The sequence below is a fragment of the Rhodococcus sp. Q1 genome (assembly GCF_004153645.1).
Lineage (GTDB): Bacteria > Actinomycetota > Actinomycetes > Mycobacteriales > Mycobacteriaceae > Rhodococcus > Rhodococcus gordoniae.
Window position 1 is genome coordinate 450,240 of the sequence record NZ_SDMJ01000004.1, and the last position, 25,016, is coordinate 475,255.

The 25,016-nt window shown below is 69.2% G+C and carries 14 protein-coding genes; 5 read left to right on the plus strand and 9 right to left on the minus strand.

The genetic code is table 11. From position 1 onward, the window contains the following. Positions 1-79 precede the first annotated feature (79 nt). On the plus strand, positions 80-2,206 hold the full coding sequence (locus EQ874_RS14430) for an FAD-dependent oxidoreductase (RefSeq protein ID WP_129977185.1): 2,127 nt from the start codon (positions 80-82) through the stop codon (positions 2,204-2,206). A 52-nt stretch (positions 2,207-2,258) separates the two neighbouring features. Here EQ874_RS14430 and bluB read toward each other — a convergent pair whose 3' ends face one another. From bluB to EQ874_RS14445, 3 genes are all read right to left on the minus strand, one after another. Continuing rightward, complete coding sequence (gene bluB, locus EQ874_RS14435) at positions 2,259-2,918, minus strand: 5,6-dimethylbenzimidazole synthase (protein ID WP_129977186.1); 660 nt, start codon at positions 2,916-2,918, stop codon at positions 2,259-2,261. A gap of 5 nt (positions 2,919-2,923) precedes the next feature. Continuing rightward, positions 2,924-3,418, minus strand: coding sequence for a glutathione peroxidase (locus tag EQ874_RS14440; protein WP_016933636.1), 495 nt, complete (start codon positions 3,416-3,418; stop codon positions 2,924-2,926). Between the two features lie 458 nt (positions 3,419-3,876). Further along, positions 3,877-5,241, minus strand: coding sequence for a cation:dicarboxylase symporter family transporter (locus EQ874_RS14445; protein WP_129977187.1), 1,365 nt, complete (start codon positions 5,239-5,241; stop codon positions 3,877-3,879). Between the two features lie 262 nt (positions 5,242-5,503). On the opposite strand from EQ874_RS14445, the gene EQ874_RS14450 reads away from it, so the two are divergent. Next, positions 5,504-7,057, plus strand: a complete 1,554-nt coding sequence (locus EQ874_RS14450) for a sensor histidine kinase (RefSeq protein ID WP_129977188.1) — start codon at positions 5,504-5,506, stop codon at positions 7,055-7,057. Continuing rightward, positions 7,054-7,746: a response regulator gene (locus EQ874_RS14455; RefSeq protein ID WP_016933340.1), complete on the plus strand. Its 693-nt coding sequence runs from the start codon at positions 7,054-7,056 to the stop codon at positions 7,744-7,746. Before EQ874_RS14450 ends, EQ874_RS14455 begins: the two co-directional genes overlap by 4 nt. 83 nt (positions 7,747-7,829) lie before the next feature. Here EQ874_RS14455 and EQ874_RS14460 read toward each other — a convergent pair whose 3' ends face one another. Both EQ874_RS14460 and EQ874_RS14465 read right to left on the minus strand, forming a co-directional pair. Beyond that, a complete protein-coding gene (locus EQ874_RS14460) occupies positions 7,830-9,977 on the minus strand; it encodes a S9 family peptidase (RefSeq protein WP_129977189.1) in 2,148 nt (715 codons plus the stop codon). Between the two features lie 6 nt (positions 9,978-9,983). Next, entirely contained in the window at positions 9,984-10,871 is an 888-nt protein-coding gene (locus tag EQ874_RS14465; RefSeq protein WP_016933342.1) for a phosphoribosylaminoimidazolesuccinocarboxamide synthase, read from the minus strand. 108 nt (positions 10,872-10,979) lie between these two features. On the opposite strand from EQ874_RS14465, the gene EQ874_RS14470 reads away from it, so the two are divergent. Beyond that, positions 10,980-12,413 carry an MDR family MFS transporter gene (locus EQ874_RS14470; RefSeq protein ID WP_129977190.1) on the plus strand — a complete coding sequence of 478 codons (1,434 nt, stop codon included), beginning with the start codon at positions 10,980-10,982 and terminating at the stop codon, positions 12,411-12,413. Positions 12,414-12,487: 74 nt separating this feature from the next. Continuing rightward, positions 12,488-12,886 (plus strand): hypothetical protein, encoded by a 399-nt coding sequence (locus EQ874_RS14475; RefSeq protein ID WP_064064571.1) that lies wholly within the window; start codon positions 12,488-12,490, stop codon positions 12,884-12,886. A 61-nt stretch (positions 12,887-12,947) separates the two neighbouring features. Here the strand turns inward: EQ874_RS14475 and entS are convergent, their stop codons facing one another. The 4 genes from entS to EQ874_RS14495 all read right to left on the minus strand — a co-directional run bounded on the left by entS (position 12,948) and on the right by EQ874_RS14495 (position 24,959). Continuing rightward, on the minus strand, positions 12,948-14,198 hold the full coding sequence (gene entS / locus EQ874_RS14480) for an enterobactin transporter EntS (RefSeq protein WP_064064579.1): 1,251 nt from the start codon (positions 14,196-14,198) through the stop codon (positions 12,948-12,950). Positions 14,199-14,208: 10 nt separating this feature from the next. Further along, positions 14,209-14,430, minus strand: a complete 222-nt coding sequence (locus EQ874_RS14485) for a phosphopantetheine-binding protein (RefSeq protein WP_064064572.1) — start codon at positions 14,428-14,430, stop codon at positions 14,209-14,211. 116 nt (positions 14,431-14,546) lie between these two features. After that, positions 14,547-23,822: a non-ribosomal peptide synthetase gene (locus tag EQ874_RS14490; protein ID WP_129977191.1), complete on the minus strand. Its 9,276-nt coding sequence runs from the start codon at positions 23,820-23,822 to the stop codon at positions 14,547-14,549. A 111-nt stretch (positions 23,823-23,933) separates the two neighbouring features. Then, positions 23,934-24,959 (minus strand): ABC transporter substrate-binding protein, encoded by a 1,026-nt coding sequence (locus EQ874_RS14495; protein WP_129977192.1) that lies wholly within the window; start codon positions 24,957-24,959, stop codon positions 23,934-23,936. Positions 24,960-25,016 lie beyond the last annotated feature (57 nt).

Here is a 25,016-nt window from a genome sequence, read left to right on the forward strand (position 1 = left end):
AAACCCGGCCGTACCGGCTCCCATCCCGCTGATCGGGACTGTGTCGACGGACACAATCGACCGGACATAACGTCCGGGCGTGGCAGTCCCGAATCAGACCTATACCCGCCTCCTCTCGCCCGGCACCATCGGACCCATCACCCTCGACAACCGGGTGGTGATGCCCGCCATGGACATGAACCTCTGCGAGGACGGTGAGATCGAGCAGGGCGACATCGATCATTTCGTCGCCCGCGCGGCCGGGGGTACCGGCCTGATCGTCACCGGCTGCTGCGCGGTCGCCTATCCGGCCGGGTGCGCCAGCACCAAGGAACCCGGCCTGTCCGAGGACCGTTTCATCCCCGGTCTCCGCGCTCTGGCCGATGCGGTTCACGAGGCCGGCAGCAAACTGTGCGTGCAGATGGTGCACCACGGCAAGGTCGCGCGCATCGACACCCTGCAGGACCGGCCGCAGCTCGTGCCGAGCATCCCGAAGCCACCGAGCGACATGAGCGCCATGGCCGATTGCACTCCTGAGGAGCTGCAGCGCATGGCCACCATCCAGGGCGGCAAGCAGGCCCGCTACAACGAGGCCACGGAGAGCGACATCGAGTGGTTGATCCGGATGTTCGCCGAGGCCGCCGGCCGGGTCGCGGCCGCCGGAGCGGACGCCGTGGAGATCCACGCCGCGCACAACTACGTCCTCGGTGCCTTCCTCAGCCGCTACACGAACCAGCGCACCGACGAGTACGGCGGGTCGCTCGAGAACCGGGCCCGGCTGACCTGCGAGGTGATCCGCGCGGTCAAGGCAGCGGTCGGCGATCGTCTCGCCGTCATCGTGCGCCTCGCAGGGCAGGAATACGGGGAGACGGACGGTCTCACCGTCGAGGAATCCGCCGCTGCCGCCGCATTGTTCGAACAGGCCGGGGCCGACGCCATCCACATCACGGGCACCGCACTGAACGCGTTCGCGAACTTCACCGATGGTCCGCTGCCGGACAAGGTCGGCTACTACACCCACAACGCGGCGGTCGTCAAACGTGCGGTGTCCGTTCCGGTCATCACCGTCGGCCGCATGCTGCCGGAGGTCGGCGAGCAGATGATCGCCGAGGGCGTCACCGATTTCGTCGCGATGGGCCGTCAGCTGCTGGCCGATCCCGCTGTCGTCGCCAAGCTGAAGCAGGGACGCAGCGAGCAGATCCGCCCGTGCATCAACTGCTATGTGTGCGTGCAGGAGAACTTCTGGGACGCCACGCCGATCTGCGCGGTCAATCCGGCGCTCGGCAACGAGACGCTCGTGCCGTTCGTCCGCAGCGCGACGCCGAAGCACGTCGTCGTGGTGGGTGCCGGGCCCGGCGGCCTCGAGACCGCGCGCGTCGCCACCGAGCGAGGACACCGCGTCACCGTCCTCGACAAGACCGACCGGCTCGGCGGGACCCTGTGGTTCTCGACCCTCACCACCCCCGACAACGAACGGCTGCTGAAATGGCTGACGGCCGAGGTCGCCCGCCTCGGCATCGACGTGCGGCTCGGCACCGAGGCCACCGCCTCATCGATCCGTGCCCTGAATCCGGACGTGGTGGTCGTCGCGACGGGCGCCGTGCGGGAGCGTCCCACCGTGCCGGGCGGGGACCTGCCGCACGTGCACACAGGCGACAGCATGCGCGCGCTCATGACGGGCGCGGGCGACGTCTCCGGCCAGTCGCCCCTGCTGCGGGTGATGGGCCGATTGGGCAAGCTCGCGGGTATCACCACGAGCCCCCGGAGGATCCGTGATCTGAGCCGGCGGTTCCTGCGTTTCCTGCCGATGGCGAAGGACGTCGTCGTGATCGGCGGGTCGCTCGTCGGCCTCGAACTGGCCGAGTTCATGGCCGAACGCGGCAGCCGGGTGACCCTGCTCGCCGAGGGGCAGCAGCTCGGGGTGCCGATGGCGATGCCGCGCCGGTGGACCGCCGTCAAGCACGCGCGTGAGGTGGGTCTCGAGGTGCACCGCAACGCGACTGTCGAGCGCATCACGCGGGAGACGGTGGAGTTCACCGTCGGCGGCGAGACGAAGTCGGTACGTGCCCGGATGGTCGTCGTCGCGTCCGGGGTGTCGGCGGCGGCACCGCTCGCCGAGGAGCTGGCCGGCTCGGGCATCGACGTCCGGGTCGTCGGGGACGCCGGTCGGGTCGACTACATCGAGGGCGCCGTCCACAGTGCGTGGAAGGTCGCGACCGAGCTGTGAGAGCGGGTGACGGCCGGCTCGTGCACCCACGAGCCGGCCGTCGCCCGTCGGGTCAGGATTTCTGGTTATCCGGTCCCACGAACCTGTCGCGGTGCACCGCCTCTTCGAGCGGGCGACCCTTGCGCCAGCCGAACCGTTCGAGGTCGGGCACCTCCTGGAGCCGGGTGACCGGCCCGACGCACAGCCACGCGATGGGACGCGCGGGCGCGCTCACTCCGACGAAGTCGGCGAGGAATTCCTCCTCGTAGAACGACACCCAGCCCACGCCGAGGCCCTCGGCGGTCGCGGCGAGCCACAGATTCTGGATCGCCAGGACGGCCGAGAAGAGACCGGACTCGTCGACGGTGTGCCGGCCGAGGATGTGCTTGCCGCCGCGTTCGGGGTCGTAGGTCACGACGATGCCGGTGCGGGACTCGGTGATGCCTTCGATCTTGATGGGGTCGAAGGTGCTCTTCCGGTCCTCGGGAAGCGAGTCGGCGAACGCCTGCCGGCAACCGGCGACGTGCCCGGCGAACTCCTTCAGACGCTGTTCGTCCTGGACGACGACGAAGTCCCAGGGCTGGGTGTTGCCGACGCTGGGTGCATGGTGCGCCGCGGCCAGGACACGCCAGAGCACGTCCTCGGCGATCTGCTCACCGGCGAACTCTGCGCGCACGTCGCGGCGCATGCGGATGATGTCGTAGAGCGCCTCACGCGCTTCGGTCCCGAGCACGTCGATCAGGCCGGAAGGATCTCTTCGAGGGCGTCGAGGATCTCCGGCGCATCGGGTTCCGTGCGGGGACGGAAGCGCCCGGCGACCGTGCCGTCGGGGGCGATGAGGAACTTCTCGAAGTTCCACTGGATGTCGCCGGCTTCCCCGGAGGCGTCCGCGTGCTTCGTGAGCTCGGCATAGAGCGGATGGCGGTTCTCGCCGTTGACCTCGATCTTCTCGAGCAACGGGAAGGTCACCCCGTAGGTCGTGGAGCAGAACTCCTGGATCTCCTCCGGCGTGCCGGGTTCCTGCCCCATGAACTGGTTGCACGGCACTCCCACCACGAACAGTCCGCGGTCGCGGTACTCCTGCGCGAGCTTCTCGAGCGCCGTGTACTGCGGGGTCAGCCCGCATTTGGACGCGACGTTGACGACGAGAACCGCGTGGCCCTCGTATGCACCGAGACTTGTGGGTTCACCCGAGAGGGTGTCGATCGGGATGTCCTGGAGAGGCGTGGTCATGGTTCCAAACTAGCTTGTGCTCCATCACTCTCCCCAACAGCAGCGCTACGTCTTCTCCCGGGAAGTCTCCGGGCCCGCCGGACCCGCTTCCGGAACTGCTCGTCCCTCCCCCTCGCCGGGAACGGGAGCACCCGACGGGAACCCCTCTGCGATGTAGGACTCGTAGACCGGCCGCCATGCGGTCTCCGAATCGGTCGTCTGCGACGGCGGTGCGCCCGCCGGCACCGCGTCGAACTCGCCGAGGCAGACCGTCCGGCCGCGGCGACCATCGCGGTCTCCCGGTCGCCGAGCACGTTGACGAATCGAGCTCGGTTCTTCACAGCGACCCCCGAAGTTGTGCGGCTGGAGAGCGAGGCGTGCTTCCTCCCGGAAGTATGCTCCCGGATCCGCTTCGGAAACGGCTGTCCGCCACGAAAATTTTCGTGGCGGACAGCCGTTGTCGTAGCGGACGGACCGGGTCAGACGGAGACCTTCTCCAGGCTCGCCGGTTCGCGCTCGGGAGCGGGCTCGTGATCGTCGACCATCATGCTCTCGTCGAACGGCAACCGTCCGCTGAGCACCTCGTCGACCCGTTCGCGGTCCACCGACTTGGTCCACGTGCCGATGAGCAGGGTCGCGATGGCGTTGCCGGAGAAGTTGGTGACGGCACGCGCCTCGGACATGAACCGGTCGACACCGACGATCAGGCCGACGCCGTCGAGCAGGTCGGGGCGGTGGCTCTGCAGACCGCCGGCCAGCGTCGCCAGACCGGCACCGGTGACCCCGGCCGCACCCTTCGAGGCGACGATCATGAACAGCAGGAGCGAGAGCTGCTCACCCATGTTCAGGGGACTGCCCATCGCGTCGGACACGAACAGGGCGGCCATCGTCAGGTAGATCGCGGTGCCGTCCAGGTTGAACGAGTAACCGGTGGGCACGACCACGCCGACCGTGGTGCGCTGGACACCGAGGTGCTCCATCTTGGCGATCAGGCGCGGCAGCGCGGACTCCGACGACGACGTCGCGAAGATGAGCAGGTACTCGCGGGCGAGGTACTTGACGAGCTTGAACACCGAGACACCGGAGACCGCTCGCAGCAACGATCCGAGAACACCGAAGACGAACACGACGCACGTGAGGTAGAAGGCGATCATCAGAACACCGAGCTGCAGGACCGCGCTCAGACCGGTCTGGCCGACGACGTTGGCGATGGCACCGAACGCACCGATCGGGGCGAGCCACAGGATCATCGTCAGGATGCGGAAGACCAGCTTCTGCAGGTGGCCGATGCCCCGCAGGATCGGTTCACCCGACTTGCCGATGCCCTGGATGGCGAAGCCGACGAGCAGCGCCACGAACAGGGTCTGCAGGACGCTGCCCTCGGTCAGTGCGGACAACAGGGAGGTGGGGATGATCGACGCGATGAAGTCGACGGTGCCGCCGGCGGCATGCGCCTTCTCGGCGAGTTCGGCACCCGATCCGGCGTTGGCCGGATCGAGGGTGAGCCCCGAGCCCGGGTCGAGCAGGTTGCCCACACCCAGGCCGATCGCGAGGGCCACGGTCGACATGCCCACGAAGTAGATCAGCGCGAGTCCACCGATCCGGCCGACGCTCGCCGCTGCCCGGACCGACCCGATGCCGAGCACGATGGTGCAGAAGATCACCGGGCTGATCATCATCTTGATCAGGTCGACGAACATGGTGCCGAGGACACCGAGCGACTTGCCCGTCTCGGGGGCCAGCCATCCGACGGCGATACCGGCGACGACGGCGACGATGACGCCGATGTACAGCCAGTGGGTACGGTCGCGGCGTTTCTCGCCCCGCACGGTTGTGGTGCTCATGGAGTGCCCTTCGATCATGCGCGGGCTCGTCGCGCGATGTTCACGGATAACGGGATGCGGTGACGCACCGGCGAGGACTCGGGAATCGACCGTGGTTCGGTCGGGTACTACGGGACCCTGGTAGGGGCCGCTCCGCGCCCGGGTGGTGACCGGCATCACGTCCACATAAGGACATGGTGGTAGCCGGGTCGCCGCGGGAGAAGTTTGTGTACATAGTGTTCACGGGAGGTGAACGGTGAACCGTCGCCAGGCGAGACCGCCGATGAGCGTGGCGGGCCAGCTGCTCATCCTCCAGTCGGTCGTGTTCACGGTGGTAGCGATCGTGGCGGGTGCCCTCATCGTCGTCGACGAACGGCGGGACGCCGACGACGCCACCCGTCGCGGCGTGACCGATATCGCAGTGACCACCGCGGTGTTCCCGGAGATCGCCGAGGGGCTGCTCGCCCCCGACCCGACCGCCGCGCTCCAGCCGCGCGCCGAACAGATCCGTGAGGCGACCGGAGTGGACTTCGTCGTGATCGTGGACCCGGACGGGCTCCGCGTGACGCATCCGGTCCCGGAGAGGATCGGACTCCCGTACACCGGCCACATCGACGAGGCCCGGTCCGGGCAACCGTTCAGCGAGACGTACACGGGCAGCCTCGGATCGTCGATCCGCACCATCGCGCCGGTCTACGACGACGGCACGCTCGTCGGATTCGTGTCGGTCGGGGTGACACGGGAGAGGATCGCCGAGAACTTCGTGCGGAGCCTTCCGGGCATCGTCGGGCTGGTGGCGGCCGGGCTCGTGGTCACCGCGGCGGGGGGATACCTGATCGCGCGGCGCCTGCGCCGTCAGACCCTCGGGCTCGATCCCGACCAGCTGCGGCGCATGTACGAACACCACGACGCCGTCCTGCACTCGATCGGCGAAGGGCTGCTGGTGTTCGGTGGAGCACCCGGCGCCTCACCGCAGGTCGACGTCGTCAACGACGAGGCACGCCGCCTGCTCGGCCTTCCCCCGACCGGGCCGGTCCCCTTCGACGCCCTGCCCGAGACACTGCGCGAACTCGCAACCACCGGCGAGGCACGCGACGAGGTGCACCTGACGCGCGACCGCACCCTCGTCGTCAACAGCGACGCGGTGAACTGGAACGAGCGTCGCATCGGCACCGTCGTCACCCTCCGCGACCACACCGAGTTGCGCGGTGTCCTCGGTGAACTCGACTCGGTCCGCGGATTCGCCGAGTCGCTGCGGGCGCAGGCCCACGAGTCGGCGAACCGTCTGCACACCATCGTCACGATGGTCGAACTCGGCCGGACGGAGGACGCGGTCGCGTTCGCGACGCAGGAACTGGCGGTCTCCCAGCACCTGATCGACCGGTTGACCGGTGCCGTCCACGAGCCGGCGCTGTCGGCGTTGCTGCTCGGCAAGATCGACGAGGCCGCCGAGCGAGGTGTGGAACTGACCGTCACCGACGACACGGAACTGGGCCCGGTTCCGTCCATCCCGGCGCGCGATATCGTCACCCTCGTCGGGAATCTCATCGACAACGCCATCGACGCCTCCCATGCGTCGGACGACCCATGGGTGGAGGTGACTGTGCGTCGGGACGATTCGTCGATGATCGTCGAGGTCGCCGACAGCGGGCCGGGGATGTCGCCGGAGGTGCTGGCCCGGGCCATGCAGCGCGGCTACTCCACCAAGTCCGAGCAGCGCGGCCTCGGACTCGCACTCGTCGCCCAGGTCGTGGCGCGTCACGGGGGAACTCTGCGCACCGAACCGTCGCTGGGTTCGATGATCGTCGCCGTGATCCCCCTGGAGAGCCGGTCGTGATCCGGGTGCTCGTCGTCGAGGACGAACCGCTCATCGCCGAGGCCCACCGCGAATACGTCGGGAGGGTGGACGGATTCGAGGTGGTAGGTGTCGCGCACACGGGTAGCGACGCCGTGCGGGCGGTCGCGTCGGCTGCGCGGGTGGGCACACCGGTGGATCTGGTGCTGCTCGACATCGGGCTCCCCGACACGAGCGGCCTCGAAGTGGCTGCACGCCTGAGCGCCGGTCGTCCGAGTCCCGACATCATCGCCGTCACGTCGAACCGCGATCTGGAGGTCGTGCGGACGGCGGTCGCGCGGGGTGTGGTGCTGTATCTGCTCAAGCCGTTCACCTTCGCGGCACTGCAGGACAAGCTCGAACAGTACGTGGCCTACCGCTCGGCGTTGCGCGACGCCGAGACCGCGGCGGGCCAGCACGATATCGATCGCGCCATGTCGGCTCTGCGCACGAGCAGTTCCCGTCCGTCCACACCCAAGGGCATCTCCCCCGACACGCTGTCGAAGATCACCGATTTCCTTCATCACGCCGACGGGCCGCGAACCGCTGCGGAAGTCGGATCGGCCGTGGGGGTCTCACGCGTGACGGCGTGGCGCTATCTCGAACGGCTCGCCGACGACGGCGCCGCGACCCGACTCACCGAATACGGCCGCGCCGGTCGACCGCAGGTCCGGTACGAACTGCGCAGGTGAGCAGTTTGCTATCGGCTACACAGTTCGTCATTCGCGTCGGCAATTGCTGCGGCGAATAGCGAGAACGCGAGCGGATACCGAGCTCAGCCCGCAGCGGTCTCCGCGCGGTAGGCACCGGACGTCTCGAGCACCCACGCGAACTCGAACGCGACCTCGCGCCACTTCTCGTACCGGCCCGACACACCGCCGTGTCCCGCGCTCATCTCCGTCTTGAGCAGCAACGGCGCATCGCCGGTCTTCGTCGCGCGTAGCTTGGCGACCCACTTGGCGGGTTCGACGTAGAGCACGCGCGTGTCGTTGATGCTGGTGATCGCGAGGATCGCCGGGTAATCCTTGGCCTCGACGTTCTCGTAGGGGCTGTACGAGCGCATGTACTCGTACACCTCGGGATTCGCGAGCGGGTTGCCCCACTCGTCCCATTCGATCACCGTGAGCGGCAACGACGGATCGAGGATCGACGTGAGCGGGTCGACGAACGGGACGTTCGCGAGGATGCCCGCGAACAGTTCGGGCGCGATGTTCGCGACCGCACCCATGAGCAGGCCACCGGCGCTACCACCGTCGGCGACGAGCTTCTCCGGGCTCGTGACACCGGTGTCGATCAGGTGCCGCGCGCACGCCACGAAGTCGGTGAAGGTGTTCTTCTTCGTCAGCGACTTGCCGTTCTCGTACCAGTGCCGGCCCATCTCGCCGCCGCCGCGCACGTGCGCGACCGCGAACACCATGCCCCGGTCGAGCAACGACAGCCGCGCGACGGAGAAGGCCGGGTCGATACTGGCCTCGTACGAGCCGTAGCCGTACAGCAGCGTGGGCGCGTTCTCCGGGGTGCCCTTCCGCGCGACGATCGACAACGGGATCGTCGTGCCGTCCTCGGCGGTCGCCCAGTCGCGGCGCTGCTCGTAGAGCGACGGGTCGAAGTCGCCGAGCACCGGCTGCGACTTGAGCAGCGTCAGCTCGCCCGTGCTCACGGTGTAGTCGTAGACCCGGCTCGGGGTGATGAACGAGGTGTAGCCCAGACGCAGGGTGGGCTGGGTCCATTCGGGATTCGCGCCCGGTCCGACGGCGAAGAGTTCCTCGCCGAATTCGAGTTCGGTGAGCGTGCCGTAGCCCTCGTCGGTCAACGGCCACACCGCGAGCCGGGTGAGGGCCTCCCGACGGTAGCCGAGCACGAGGTGCCCTTCGAACGCGTCGACGTCCTCGAGGCGCACGTCGTGCCGGTGTCCGATCAGGGTGCGCAGGGCGGACGGGTCGTCGACGGGAGCTTCGGCGAGCACGAAGTTCTCGGCCTTCTCCCCCGTCTCGGGGTCGACGTCGTTGTGCAGGACGAGGAATCGGTCCTCACCTGCGATCACCGCGTGTTCCGCGCCGTACTCCACACCTTCGCGGCGCGGCAGGATCACACGGAATTCGCCTGTGGGGTCGGCGGATTCGAGTACCCATCCCTCGGTGGTGATCTTGGACCCGACCCAGATCATGAGGTACTTCTCGCTGCGCGTCGAACCGATCGACACCCAGTACCGCTCGTCGGGTTCGTGGAAGACCTTCACGTCCTCGTCGACGGCGGTGCCGAGCTTGTGCCGCCAGACGGTGTCGGGCCGCCACGACTCGTCGACCGTCTGATAGAAGACGTGGCTGTGGTCGAGCGCCCACGTCGCCCCCGGTGCGGTGCCGGGGATCTCGTCGGCCAGCAACGCGCCCGTGGCCAGGTTCTTGAATCGCAGCGTGTACCGCTCGTCGCCGACGACATCGGTCGAGTACGCGAGCAGCGTGCCGTCGTGGCTGATCGAGAACGCCCCGAGCGAGAAGAACTCGTGCCCTTCGGCCTCGACGTTGCCGTCGAGGAGCACCTGTTCGCCGGGGAGTTCGACGCCCGGGGTCACGTTCGGCGGTGTCCAATCGTCGGCGTCGGCGATCGGGCACCGGCACTGGATCGCGTACTGCTTGCCCTCGACCGTGCGGGCGTAGTACCACCACTCACCCATCCGGGTGGGGACCGACATGTCGGTCTCCTGAGTGCGCGACCTGATCTCCTCGAAGATCGTTTCACGCAGCGGAGCGAGATGTTCCGTCTGCGCCTCGGTGTACGAGTTCTCCGCTTCCAGATACGCGACGACCTCGGGGTCGTTCTTGTCGCGCAGCCATTCGTAGTCGTCGACGAAGGTGTGCCCGTGATGGGTGCGCGCGAGCGGCACCTTCTTCGCGACCGGCGGAGTGATCTTCGAGGAGGTCATATGCGGTCAGCCGATCCAATCGTCGAAGGACAGTCCCGAAATACGTTCGTACGCCTCGATGTAGCGAGCTCGCGTCTTGTCGACGACGTGCTGCGGCAGCGGCGGGGGCGGGGTGTCGGAGGCGCGGTCCCAGCCCGATTCGGGTCCGGTGAGCCAGTTCCGGACGATCTGCTTGTCGAAGCTGGGCTGAACCTTGCCCTCCTCGTACTCGTTCGCGTCCCAGTAGCGGGACGAATCCGGGGTGAGGACCTCGTCGGCGAGCACCAGATTGCCGGCCTTGTCGAGACCGAACTCGAACTTGGTGTCGGCGAGCAGGATGCCGCGGTCGGACGCGTACATGGCGGCGCGGTCGTAGATGTCGAGCGTGTCCTGGCGCAGCTTCATCGCCAGGTTCAGACCGACCTTCTCGACGACGTCGTCGAAGGAGATGTTCTCGTCGTGGTCGCCGAGCGCAGCCTTGCTGGCCGGGGTGAAGATCGGCTCGGGCAGTCTGCTGGCCTCGACGAGCCCCTGGGGCAGGGTGACACCGCAGACGGAGCCCGTGGCCTGGTAGTCGAGCAGGCCGGAGCCGGTGAGGAAGCCTCGCGCGACGCACTCGACGGGCACCATCTCGAGGCGCTTGACCACGAGTGCGCGGCCGAGGACCTCCTCGGGGATACGCTCGTCGTCGGGTTCTCCCGCGAGATGGTTGTTGGTGGCGTCGAGCAGCTTGAAGAAGAACACGCTCATCGCAGTGAGGACCCGCCCCTTGTCGGGGATCGGGGTCTCGAGCACGTGATCGTAGGCCGAGATCCGGTCACTGGCGACGAGGAGCAGGTGCTCGTCGTCGATCACGTACAGATCGCGCACCTTGCCGCCGGCGAGGTGTTGGTAGGACTCGAGTGAAGGACGCACGCTGACACCCTAGTGCTCATCGAGTGGCTGCACCGCACCCCGTGGCGGATATCCCACTCGTTCACAGCCGGGTGGAACAACGAACGTACGAGTGGGAACAGGAGTGGCATGGCCGCATCGTCGCGAGTGGACGTCGGGTTCGGGTCCGAGCGGGGCCCGATCCTCGTCGCCCTGATGCTCGCCACCGCCCTCGTGGCGCTCGAGAGCACGATCCTGGCCACCGCGATCCCGACGATCGTCGCCGACCTCGGTGGCTTCACCCAGTTCCCGTGGTTGTTCTCCGCCTATCTGCTCACGCAGGCGGTGCTCGTCCCGGTGTACGGCAAACTTTCCGACGTCTTCGGCCGCACTCCGATCCTGTTGTTCGGTATCGGGGTGTTCGCGGTGGGTTCGGTGCTGTGCGCGCTGTCGTGGAGCATGCCGGCGCTGATCGCGTTCCGCGCGGTGCAGGGCCTGGGCGCCGGCGCCGTGCTGCCGATGGCCCAGACCATCGCCGGGGACATCTACACCGTCGCCGAGCGCGCCAAGGCGCAGGGCTATCTCGCCAGTGTGTGGGGAATGTCGGCGGTGATCGGCCCGGCCGTGGGCGGTGTCTTCGCAGACTTCCTGTCGTGGCGGTGGATCTTCTGGATCAACGTGCCGTTGTGTGCCCTCGCGGCGTGGGTGCTCGTCCGCAACTTCCGCGAGGACACGCCGTCGGGACCGCGACCGCGCGTGGACTGGGCCGGCGCGGCGACACTCGCGGTAGGCGCCGCCCTGCTGATCCTCGGCCTGCTCGAGGGCGGGCAGTCCTGGGCGTGGACGTCGGCGACCGGGATCGGCATCTTCGCCGCCGGTGCAGCCCTGATCGCGGTGTTCGTGTGGATCGAGTCCCGCGCCGCCGAGCCGATCCTGCCGATCCGGCTGTTCACGCGACGTGTGCTGGTCACCACCAGCGCGGTGTCGTGCCTGGTGGGTGCGGTCGTGCTGGGCCTGACCTCGTACGTGCCGTCGTTCGTGCAGGGTTCCCTGGGCACCACGGCGCTCGTCGCGGGGTTCACGCTGGCGACGATGACGATCGGCTGGCCGATCGCGGCGGCGCAGTCGGGCCGGCTCTATCTGCGGATCGGTTTTCGCAACACCGGTCTGGTGGGTGCGGTGCCGCTGTTGTGCGGCGCGGCGCTGTTGACGCAGGTCGGGGTGGATTCGACTCCCTGGGAGGTGGCGCTCTGCTGCGTGCTCGTGGGACTCGGGATGGGGTTGATCGCCAGTCCCGCGCTGATCGCGGCGCAGTCCAGCGTCGACTGGTCCGAGCGGGGCGTCGTCACGGGCGCGAACGCCTTCGCACGTGCGATCGGCAGCGCGGTGGGCGTGGCGGTGTTCGGTGCGCTGGCCAATGCAGCCCTCGGGGGCGCAGCGGCGGACGAGACCGTCACCGGAACTCCCGGTGCGGCGCAGTTGGCGGACTCGGTGGCGCCGGTGTTCGTCGCCGTTCTGGTGTGCGCCGGACTGCTCGTGTCGTGCGTGTGTTCGATCCCGAATCGTCCGGCAGCGGCCGGGTAGGCGACACGCCGCGTGCCTATACCGTTACCTGTGCGCTGTTTCGTATTCGCTCGGAATCGGGCACCATCTCTGCGGTGAGAACGACAAGCGGCGGCAAGGACACCATCGACGACGTGACGTACTTCCCCGTCGGGGCTGCGGAACACGCTCTGCAGCGACTGGCACACGCCACGGCGATGCAGGACACGACGGATTACGAGTCGCTGCGCTCGGCCATGGACGCGGAGTACTTCTGGCGCGGTGTCGCCGAGACCTTCCGGATCGCGGACGAGGCGTTCCGGATCGTGTCGTCCGCGACACGCGACCGGCAGGACATCTCCGCGCACGTCATGGCGCGCGCTGCCGACTGGGTGGGCACCATCGAGCTCGCCACCGAAGGTTCCCGGTTGTACGGGGCACTCGTCGCCTACACCCAGGGTGTCAGCGAAGGGTATTCGGCAGTGGAGGCGTGGGCGCGCGACGGACGAGCATGACGCGATGCGGGGCCGGGGTGTCCATCCGGCCCCGCCTCCTCTCGTCCTGGGGGACCGTCCGTCAGGCGACGGCTTCGAGATCGCCCGCGTCCCGGAAACGCCGCAGTGTCGGAGTCGAGACGAACATCACCGCGATGACGGCCACACCGGCGACGCCGTAGACGGTCAGGGCCATGGAGATCGGTACCAGGGAGGCCACGACTCCGGCCGCGACGGCGCCCACGGAGGTACCGGCCGTCACCTGCGCACCCCACACCGCCGCGATCCGTCCGCGGTACTCGTCGGAGGTGTTGCGCTGGACGGTGGCGTACCGCACGACGTCCGCGAGCGAGTCACCGAATCCGTGTGCGGCGAGACCGAACAGCACCACGGCGAGGATGCCGGTTGCACCGGCACCCACCAGACCCGCGGCCGAGACCGCCATGAGCAGGTAGACCACCAGCCCGTACCGGCGGATCGACCCGGTCCAGCCGCTGGTCAGCGACCCCACCACGGCCCCGACGGCAGGCGCCGTGTAGAGCAGGCCCACCACCGACGGGCCGACGCCGAGCACCTCGTCGGCGAATTCGGGGATGAGCACGGCCCAGCCGGACAGCAACATCGCGAGGAACCCCACGATCAGCACCTGCCCCACCACACGGTTGTGTGCCGCGTACCGGAAGCCCGACATCACCGATCTCAGCGGTGATTCCTCCGCGACGTGCGTCGGGGGCAGCGACGGCAGGCGGGTGATGCAGAAGGTGGTGATCGCCGTGGTGAACGCGGCCAGCGCGTAGGCCACGCCCACGCCACCGGCGGCGATGACGACACCGCCGAGGGCCGGGCCGATCATGGCGCCGAGGTCGGCCGTGAGCGCCATGAGCGCACCGGCCGCGGCGAGCTTGTCGCGCGGGATCAGGCTGGGAGTGACCGCCATGAGCGCGGTCGACGAGATCCCGCCCGCGATGCCGTCGACGACGGCGAGCACGTAGATCGCCCACATCTGCGGTACCGGCAGGATCGCGTTGACCGCCAGCAGGGCGAAGGCGACGCCCGCGGTGCCGCGTGCGATCGCGATGACATTCCGCCGGTCGTAGCGGTCGGCGAGCACCCCGCCGGCGAAGGTGGCCGCGAAGGTGGTGACACCGATCACCGCGGAGACCGCGGCGACCTGCGCCGTCGAGCCGGTGAGCTGGTACACCTGCACGGGCACCGCCACGATGAGGAAACCGAGACCGAACAGCGAGACGACGCGTGCGGTGAACAGGTACCGGAATTCGCGGCTGGTGCGCAGCGGGTCGATGTCGATGAAGAGCTTCTCGAAGACGGCCACGATCACCCGCTCATCCGCGGGCGAGCAGCGCGATCCACTGCTCGAGGTCGGGAGCCGAGGCGAGATCCACGAAATCGACTTCGACTCCGGCGCTGCGCCACTGCTCCACGAGGGCCATCAACCGCACCGAGTCGAGTCCCTGGTCGACGAGGCTCGCCGACGGATCGAGTTCGTCGACGTCGATGTCCAGGATCCTGGCGGTGTCGGCAAGGACGGTAGTGCGATCGAGCACGGAGTTCTCCTTCTTTCGATATATGCACGGTGCAGGATGCTGCACCGTCGGGCGGTGTCGGAGGCGCCTTACATCGCGGTGCCGGAGGTGCCTTACATCGCGGTGCCGGAGGTGCCTTACGTTGCGGTGCCCGTGAGCTTTCTCGCGGTGACGACGACCTGCACCGTCTCCTGCCAGATCCGCGCGATCTCGGCGAGCGTGTCCGCGTCGACCACGTCCGCCGCGGCGGCGAACTCGCATTCCAGAACCGCGCCGTCCGGGGTGTCCTCGGTGATCGCGTCCACCTGGAGGACATGGTCGAGCGGCATGTCCGGATCCACCGAGCCGCCGATCGCGGCGGCGCCCGGTGCGCCCGACCACGGACTGCCGGACCCCTCGCCGAGCGTGAGCCGGCCGAGGTAGTTGAAGACGACGGCCGGCGGCACGTACCGGGCGAAGCGGTCGCCGAAGTCCGGGTTCAGTCGCCGCAGCATCCCGAAGCCGATGCCGTTGTCGGGTCGCGCCCGCGACGCGCGGGCCACCGCGCGCAGTGCCGCGACCGCCGCCTCGGTGTCCCGGGACGCGGAGGCCACGTCGACCTCCGTCAGATCCACCGTCACCGGATACATCGACGTGAACCAGCCGACGGTGCGCGACAGGTCGGCGCCCGGGACCACCTGTTCCTCCCGGCCGTGTCCCTCGAGGTCGATGCGGACGAGGTCGCCGCCCCGGACCGACGTCACCGCGACGGCGAGGGCCGCGAGGAGGATGTCGTCGACGACGTCCGCGGCCAGCACCCGTTCGGTGACGTCGACGGGCAGCTGCACCCGAGTCGACCGGGTCGAGCGGACGGTGTCGCGTGCCGGGTCGAGCGGGCGCGAACCGAGCATCGGTTCGTCGGTGTCGACGGCGCGCTGCCAGGCCGACCACGACGCGGTGATCCGTTCCGAGCGTGCGGCCTTCGCGAGTTCGTCCGCCCACACCCGGAACGGTGTGCCGCTCGACGGCAGGGTCACCGTCTCCCCGCGCTCGGCCTGTTCGACGGCGTCGGCGAGGTCGGGGACGAGGATGCGCCACGACACGCCGTCCACCACGAGGTGGTTCACGACGATCAGGACGCGTCCGGCCTGGTGCGGTCCGAAATCGAACCACACGACCTGCACCATGCGTCCGCCGGCGGGATCGAGTGCGGCGTAGGCGTTCTCGCGATACTCGTCGAACAGTTCGCCCCAGTCCCGCCCGGTGGCGTCCACTCGCCGCACCGAGCCGGTGAGGTCCGGGACGGCTTCGGGGACGGTCCACGACGGCCGTCCTTCGTCGTCGACGCGGAAGGTCGAACGCAGCATCGGGTGGGCGGCCACGAGCGCCTCGACCGCGGTCCGCAGAACGCCGAGCGTGAGTCCGACCGGCGCGACGAGCAGGCGTGCCTGCGAGAACCGGGACAGGCCCGTCCACTGCTCGAGGGTGTCCCACACGATCGGCGTGACGGTCACCTCCCCCGTCGCCTCGCCGACGGCAACAGGGGGGGTGTCTCCCGTGTCGTCGTCCACGGCGGCCGCGAGCGCTTCCACGGTGCGCAGTTCGATCACCTGGCGGGTGGTGATCCACAGCCCGGCGGCCCGGACCTTCGACACGAGCTGGATCGAGACGATCGAATCGCCACCGAGCGAGAAGAAGTCGTCGTCGATCCCCACCCGGTCGAGCCCGAGCACATCCGCGACGAGATCGGCGAGGACCCGCTCGGTGCCGGTGCGCGGCGCACGCGCCCCCACCAGCGACGAGAAGTCCGGTTCGGGCAGGGCCTTGCGGTCCACCTTGCCGTTGGCGGTGACGGGGAAGGTGTCGAGCACCAGCACCACGGCGGGCACCATGTAGTCGGGCAGGCGCTCGGCGACCGCGGCACGGACCACCGCGGGATCGACGTCGCCGTCGGGGGTCACGTAGCCGACCAGGCGTGTCACGCCGCGACTGTCGGTGTGCGCGTTCACCACCGAGTCCCGCACGCCGCGCACCGCGGTCAGTGCGGCCTCCACCTCGCCGAGCTCGACCCGGAAACCCCGGATCTTGACCTGGTCGTCGCCCCGGCCGAGGAATTCGAGCACGGGCCGGCCGTCACTGCCGCGCACCCGCCGGACGAGGTCGCCGGTGCGGTACATGCGGGAACCGTCGTCCTCGAAGGGGTTCGGCAGGAACCGGACCGTCGTCAGGTCGGGCCGGCCGAGATATCCGCGGGCGACACCGGCACCGGAGACGTACAGTTCGCCGACCACACCCATCGGGACGGGGCGGAGCATCGCGTCGAGGACATATGCGCCGGCGCCGTGCACGGCTCGGCCGAGGCACGGTGTGTCGGCGTCGGTGACCGCTCCGATGAGCGAGTCCACCGTGCACTCGGTGGGTCCGTAGAGGTTGAACGCCCGCCCGTCGGTCAGCTCCCGCAGACGCCGCCACGACGCCGGATTGACGGCCTCACCGCCGAATCCGACGGACGCCGGACGGTGTCCGCTCTCGTACAGTCCGGCCGCGAGCATGCGGTCGAGGAAGGACGGGGTGACCTCGAGGAAATCGAGTTCGTGCTCGAGCGTGTACGCGACCATCCGTTCGGGATCACGCATGGTGTCCTCGTCGAAGACGTGCACGGTGTGCCCGTCGAGCAACCACAGGGTCGGCTGCCAGGACGCGTCGAAACCGAACGACCACGCGTGTCCGACCCCCACCGAGTCTCGTCCGGCTGCCGCCACGGTGGGGACGTAGAGATCCGCGCGGTGACTCTCGAACAGATTGAGCAGGTTCGCGTGCGTGACCGCGACACCCTTCGGCAGTCCCGTCGAACCGGAGGTGTAGATGACGTACACGCCGTTGTGGGGGCGCAGCGCACCGCGCCGGTCGGTGTCCGTCAGCGGAGCGGTGGACAACTCGTCGAGCTGTCGCTGCAGGGCGGGATCGTCGAGCACCACGATCCGCGTGTCCCCCGCAATCGGCGCGATGCCGTCGAGAACCGAGGCGACCGTGACGATCACCTGTGGTCGCGAGTCGGCCACCATGTGCGCCAGCCGATCCTGCGGATAGGACGGGTCCATCGGCACGTACACGCCGCCCGACGAGATCGCCGCCGCGATCGCGACGACCATGTGCTCGGATCTGGGTAGCGCGAGTCCCACGACCGTCTCGGGCCCGACCCCCGTCTCGACGAGGAGCCGGGCGAGTCGCGCAGATCGTCGTCCGAGTTCCGCGAAGGTGAGCGTCGTCCCGTCCGCGACCACTGCGGGCGCGTGCGGGGTACGCGCGATCTGCCGCGCCAGGAGGTCGGCGACGGTTGCTGCTCCGCTGGACGGCGCCGCGGGAGTCGTCGACCACTCGCTGCGCAGACCGGCCCGCTCGGTGCTGGTGAGCACGTCGAGTTGTGCCACGGTTCCGGGGTTCTCGGCAGTGAGTCGGTCGAGGATGCGCACGAGCCGCTCCCCCAGCGCGGCGGCGTCGTGATCGGTGAACAGATCGGTCCGGTACTCGAGACCGAGGTGCAGTTCGTCCTCGAGCCCGGCGACCAGCACCAGGGGGAAGTTCGTGGCATCGGAACCTCCGACCGATCCGACCCGCACGCCGCCCTCCCGCTGCGCCGCGTCGAGGGCGTCGCGGTCGACGGGATAGTTCTCGAAGACGAGGAGAGTGTCGAACAGTTCGCCGATCCCGACGGCGCGCTGGATGTCGGTGAGACCCACGTACTGATGGTCCATCACGCGGTTCTGCGTGCTGTGGGTCCGCGTGACGAGATCGGTGATCGGCTCCCCCGCCTCCGCGCGGACGCGCACCGGAACGGTGTTGATGAACAGGCCGATCATCGATTCCACACCCGCCACGTCGGGGACGCGCCCGGAGACGATCGCGCCGAAGACGACATCGGTTCTGCCGGTGAGCGATCCGACGAGAAGGCCCCAAGCGGTCCGGACGAGTCCGTTGACGGTGACCCCGTGCCTGCGGCTCGCCTCGACGAGGCGCTGCGACAGCCCGTCGGGCACCGCGACCGTCAGTTCGGCCGGAAATTCCGGTCGCAGCGCCGTACCGGACGGCGCGACCAGCGTGGGTTCGTCCACTCCGTCGAGCAGTTCGCGCCACACCTCGACACCGGCCGCGACGTCCTGTGCACCGAGCCAGGTGAGGTAGTCCGAGAACGGGGCCACCGGCGGGAGTCCGGCGGTGGATCCGCCTGCGGCGTAGAGCTGCAGGAGTTCCTGCACGAGCAACGGTGTGGACCAGCCGTCGGAGACGAGATGGTGCATCGTGAACAGCAGTCGCGCCCGTGAAGGTCCCGCGAGCACCAGCGTGAATCGCGCCAGGGGTGCGACTGCCAGGTCGAACCTGCGTGTGCGATCCGCAGCGAGAAGTTCCGCCACCCGCGTGTCGAGCTCGTCCGGATCGACGGTCCCGAGATCGACGACGGTCCACTGGGGTTCGGCGCTCCGGCGGACGACGCCGATCGGTTCTCCTGCCGTACCGGGTCGATATCCGGTGCGCAGCACGGCGTGCCGGTCGACGAGCGCGCGCACCGAACGGTGCATCGTCTCCGCGTCGACGCGGCCGTCGAGAGCCAGGTCGGTCTGCATCGTGTACACATCGACGCCCTCGGCGGCCTTCACGTCGTTGCCCGAGCCCGACGGTTCGTCGAGTCCGGCCAGGAAGTACATCCCGCGCTGCAGGGGGGTCAGCGGAACGACGTCCTCGATACCGCCGGGGTTCTCACCGTGCAGTGTGAGGACCTCGTCGACGGACAGACCGGGCGCCGTGAGCATCGACGGCACCGGGGCGCCGACGGTTCCGCTCGCCACCGTGTCCGTGAGGAGGTGCAGCGCCGCGAGCCAGCGTTGCCCGATCCGGCGGGCGCGGTCGGCGTCGAGTGCACCGGTGGCGTAGGTGAACACCGCCGAGAGAGCGGGTCCGTCCGGTCCGTCCTCCGTGATCGCGTTGACGTCGAGGACGTGGTCGAGGGGCATGGCCGGATCGACGGAACCGCCGAGCGCGGCCACCTCGGGTGCGGCCGACCACGCCGAGTCGGTGGTCTCGCCGAGGGTCATCCGGCCGAGATAGTTGAACATCACCTCCGGGGCCCGGTAGCCGTCGAACCGCTCGCGGCCGTCCCCGAGGAAACGCAGGAGACCGAACCCGATCCCGTTGTCGGGTATCCGCTTCAGCGACTCGGCCGCATGGGCGACGGCCCGGAGCGGATCGTGCCCCTCGAGGGTGTATGCACCGCCCAGTTCGACGGTCACGGGATACAACGAGGTGAACCATCCGACGGTGCGCGAGAGGTCCGCATCCGGCACGATCTGTTCCTCACGGCCGTGGCCCTCGAGGTGCACGCGCAGGGCGGATCCGCCGCACACGTCGGTGACGGCGAGGGCGAGGGCAGCGAGCAGCACGTCGCCGGTGCCGATACCGAAGGCGGCCGGCACGGTGGTGAGGATGCGTTCGGTGACCTCGACCGGCACGTCGACCTCGACCGACGCCGAGGTCGACACGGTGTCGCGCCGGGGGTCCAGGGCACGGGTTCCCACGGCGGGGGTGTCGCCGGCGGCGACAGCGGATTCCCAGACCGGCCACGATCCGGCGACCCGGTCGGATGCGGCCGCCTCGACCAGCGATTCCGCCCACTCCCGGAAGGACGTACCGGTGTCCTCCGGCGCGGGAGTCTTTCCACGGGCGGCCGCTTCGACGGCATCGGCGAGGTCGGGCACCAGGATCCGCCAGGACACCCCGTCGACGACGAGGTGATGCGCGACGACGACGATGCGCCCGGCCTGCTGCGGTCCCGGGTCGAGGAAGGTCACGCGGAGCATCACCCCGGTCTCGGGGTCGAGTGCGTCGACGGCCTCCGACGACACCTCAGCGATGAGATCGTTCCACGAAATCTGTTCCGTGGTCGAGAGATCCACTCGCCGGACGAGCGTCGCGGCTTCCGGGATGCTCTCGGGCACGGTCCATGTCGCACCGCGACGAGTACGCCCCGACGGTCCCGCGTCGCCGACGGTGAACCGCGAGCGCAGCATCGGGTGGGCCGCGAGCAGTGCCCGTACGCCGGTGACCAGATCGTTCTCCCGCAGGCCGGCGGGGGCGACGAGCACTCGCGACTGGGTGAACCGGCGGAGCGAGTCGAACGAGCCGGACGCGAGGGATTCGTGGACGATCGGAGTGACGGGCACCGTGCCGGTCGCCGCCGTGCGAGGTCGCCGGGGTTCGTCGGCGGGTGTCTCGCACGCCGCGGCGAGCCCGGCCGCGGTGCGCAGTTCGAAGACCTGACGGGCCGTCACGCGCACCCCTGCGCCGCGCAACCGCGACACCAGCTGGATGGAGACGATCGAATCGCCGCCGAGGGCGAAGAAGTCGTCGTGGACACCGACGCGGTCGAGGCCGAGAACGTCGGCGATGGTGGTGCACAGCGTCCGTTCGGTCTCGGTGCGCGGTTCCCCGGCACCGGCCAGTGCCGAGAAATCCGGTTCGGGCAGTGCCTTCCGGTCGACCTTGCCGTTGGCCGTGAGCGGGAGGACAGGAAGTGCGACGACGACGGCGGGCACCATGTAGTCGGGCAGCCGTTCGGCGAGCGCGGCCCGTACCGCGACGGTGTCGGCTTCGCCGCCGACGATATAGCCGACGAGCCGGGTCGTTCCCCGGTCGTCGGTGTGCGCGACGACCACGGCGTTCCGTACGGACGGATGCGCGGTGAGTGCAGTTTCGATCTCGCCGAGTTCCACGCGGAAGCCGCGGATCTTGACCTGGTCGTCGTCGCGGCCGATGTAGTCGAGCGTGCCCGCCTCCGTCCAGCGCACGACGTCACCGGTGCGGTACATGCGGGCCCCGGCGGGTCCGTAGGGGTCGGCGACGAAACGTCCCGCCGTGAGGTCGTGCCGACCGAGATAACCTCGGGCCAGGCCGTTTCCGGAGACGTACAGTTCACCGGCCACACCGGCGGGAACGGGTCGCAACCAGTGGTCCAGTACGCGCACGCTCGTGCCGGGGGTGGGACCCCCGATCGTCACGGTGTCCCCGGCGATGCGCGCGGAGGTCGCGTCGACGGTGCATTCGGTGGGTCCGTAGCAGTTCGTCGCCGCCACACCGCTCGCGGCGAGTCGCTGCCACAGCGCGGTGCTCACCGCTTCACCGCCCACGGTGACGGTCGCGGGGATGTGCCCGCCGGGTTCGAGGAGTCCGGCGTCGAGCAGCCGGTTCATGAGGACGGGCACGGTGTCGACGTAGTCGATGCCGCGGGTGCGCACGTACTCGACGATGTGGTCGACGTCGGCGCGGTACTCGTCGGGAAGCACGTGCAGCACATGGCCTTCGAAGAGCCAGGTGAGGGCGGCAACCGCCGAGTCGAAGGCGAACGGGTAGGTGAGCAGGACGTGCCACTGCCCGTCACGTGGTGTGCGGCCTGCGCACTGCATGGGGCCGACGCGTTGCGCGGCGTGCAGGTCGGCGAGGTTGGCGTGGGTGACGGCCACACCCTTCGGAAGCCCCGTCGATCCGGAGGTGTGGACGACGTAGGCCAGGTGGCCGGGGCGGAGCGGAGCGCGCCGGTCCGCATCCGTGAGCGGGGTGGCCGGCAATGCCGAGAGGGCGGACTCGACGTCCGGGTCGTCGAGGGTGAGCACGTCGGCGCCGTCGAGTACGTCCCCGAGACTCGCGCGCACGGCCCGAGTGGTGATCACCAGTCGCGGTGCGGCGTCGGTGATCATGTGCCGCAAACGGTCTGCGGGATAGGACGGATCGAGCGGCAGGTAGCCGCCTCCGGCGGTGAGGACGGCAGCGATCGCGTCGACCATGACGCCGGTCCGGGGCAGAGCGAGACCGACCCGGTCGTCGGGTCGCACCCCGCGGTCGACGAGCAACCTCGCCAGTCGCGCCGAAGCCGCGCCGAGTTCACCGAACGTCGATTCCTGCTCGCCGCACACCACCGCGGGGCGGTCGGTGTCGACGGTGAACCGCTGCGCGAGCAGGTCGGCGACGGTGCCGGTCGACGGTGCCGCGGGTGCGGTGGCCCAGGTGCCCAGTACGCGTTCCCGTTCCGCGGGTGGCAGGACGTCGAGGTCGGCGACGCGGCCGTCGGGCCGGGCGCACAGCGCCCCGAGGATCGCGACGAGGCGGGCGCCCAGTGCAGTCGCCTCGTCCGCGTCGATCAGCGACGGGCGGTGATCGAGCTTGACGACGAGCCGGTCCGACATGCCGGCCGTGAGGACCAGCGGATAGTTGGTGGCGTCGCGTCCGTCGACGCCGGTGATCGTCACTCCTCCGGCGCGCTGCGCCCGTTCGAGGGCGTCGCGGTCGACGGGATAGCTCTCGAACACGGTGAGGGTGTCGAACAGTTCACCGATCCCCACCGCGCGCTGCACGTCGGACAGGCCGAGATACTGGTGATCGACGGTGCGCGACTGCTCGAGCTGCACGCGGCGCAGCAACTCGGCGACGGTCGCGGCGGGATCGAGCCGCACCCGCACCGGCACGGTGTTGATGAACAGCCCGACCATCGATTCCACGCCGACGAGCTCCGGCGGGCGACCCGAGACCGTCGCACCGAAGACGATGTCGTCGCGGCCGAGCAGACCGGACAGGAGCATCGCCCACGCGGTCTGCAGCACCGTGTTGAGGGTGACCCCGATGGTGCGGGTGAGTTCCGACAGCGTCGCGCCGAGTTCCTCCGGGACCGCCACGTCGAGTTCGTCGCAGCGTTCCGACGAGCGGGTCGCGCCCGGCGGGGCCACGAGCGACGGTTCGCCGACGCCGTCGAGCGCCTCGCGCCACAGCGTTCGGGCTGCCTCGCGGTCCTGTTGCCCGAGCCACGCGAGGTAGTCGCGGTAGGGGCGCACGGACGGCAGTCCCGATGCCGATCCACCGGCGGCGTAGATCTCGAGGAGTTCGCGCACCAGGATCGGGGACGACCATCCGTCGACGACGATGTGATGAGCGGTGAACAGCAGTCGCACCTCGTCGGGGCCGAAGCGGACGAAGGTCCAGCGCACGAGCGGCGGTTGCGTCGGATCGAACCATTCGTGCAGGTCGTCCTCGACGATCCTCTCGAGCCGGTCTTCCGCCTCGGCGCGTTCGAGACCCGACAGATCCTCGCTGCGCCAGGGATTCTCCACTCCCGACACGACGAGACCCGCCGTGCGGCCGTCCTTGCGCGGGCGGAAGCAGGTACGCAGCGCCGAGTGGCGGTCGAGCAGTGCCTGGGCGGAGGCGGCCATCCGCGCCTCGTCGACCGTGCCCGACAGGCGCACCACCGATTGCACCGTGTAGGCGTCGGGGTCGGTCGCATCGGTGTCGTCGGAGGTCGAGCCGGACTGCGCTGAAACGGTACTCAGGTAGAGCAGCCCTTGCTGCAGCGGTGAGAGCGGGACGATGTCTTCGAGCGCGGTGGAACGGGTCATCTGTCGCTTTCGGTATATGACGGTCGATTCGGGCACGAACGACGAACGACCCCCGCGTCGGGACGTCGGGGGCCGTTCGGCCGAGGGCGCGGGGCGAGCCCGCAGCAGCAATTACTCCCGGTTCCGGTTGGCAGGAAGCTTCTCCAACTCGACGTCGATGGAATCGAGCGCCAGAAGGGCAGTTTCGTAGGTCGCCGCACTGGAATGCTTGACGGCGACGAGGTTGCCGGCCTTCACGGCGGGCAGATCCTGCCACAGCGGGGAGGCGAACAGTTCCTCCAGCTCCGGCGGGAGCGAACCGTCGGCCTCGACACCGTAGACGATCACGTCGGCATCGCCGAGGTTCTCGGGCAACTGCTCGACCGACAGGTACTCGGCATGGACGGACTCGGGATCGGTCGGCTCCCCGAAGAAGTCGAGCCCGAGATCGTCGAACAGGTTGGTGGTGTACGACGAGGCGTACTCACGGGAGAATTCACCGGGTTGGGTGCCGCACACACCGCAGACACCGGCGAACTTCAGGTCCCCGAGCGAGCCGGCGTACTTGTCGGCGATCTCGGCGGCGCGAGCCTCGTACTCCTCCTTGAACTCCCCGTAGGAGTCGCTGACGTTCGCGGCATCGGCGTACTGCTCACCGAGTTCGCGCCATTCGCCCGGGACCGTGAGTCCGACGAAGACCACCGGGGCGAGCGCCTCGAGCTTGGCCACGTCGACCTGTTCCTTCACGCGGGCCGGGACGCCCATGATGATGAGGTCGGGATCGGCGGCGGTGACGGCCTCGTAGTTGAGCTCCGAGACAGCGCCGTCGGGGGCGACCTTCGGCAGCGCCTCGTAGGCGGCCAGGGTCTCCTCGTCCATGTTGTCGAGCTCGCGGCTCCACTCGCACACGGCGGCGAGGTTCGCGCCGGCCTGGATGAGCGGGAGGGTCGCGTAACCGCAGGACACGATGCGCTGCGGGTCGGCCGGAATCTCGATGCTGCCGTTCTGCGCCTCGAAGGTACGCGTCGCCGCGGAGTCGGTGCCGCTCTCCGCGCCGTTCTCGCTGTCGCTCGAACATCCCACCAGTCCGACGGCCAGCAGAGCTGCCGCGCCGAGCGCCGCGGCGCCCCGCGCGCGCTTGCGTTCCAGAACGCGCATCGTTGATCTCCCAAGAGTCTCTCGCCGGGGCGCGTCGCCCCGGTCATGGTTGGTTAG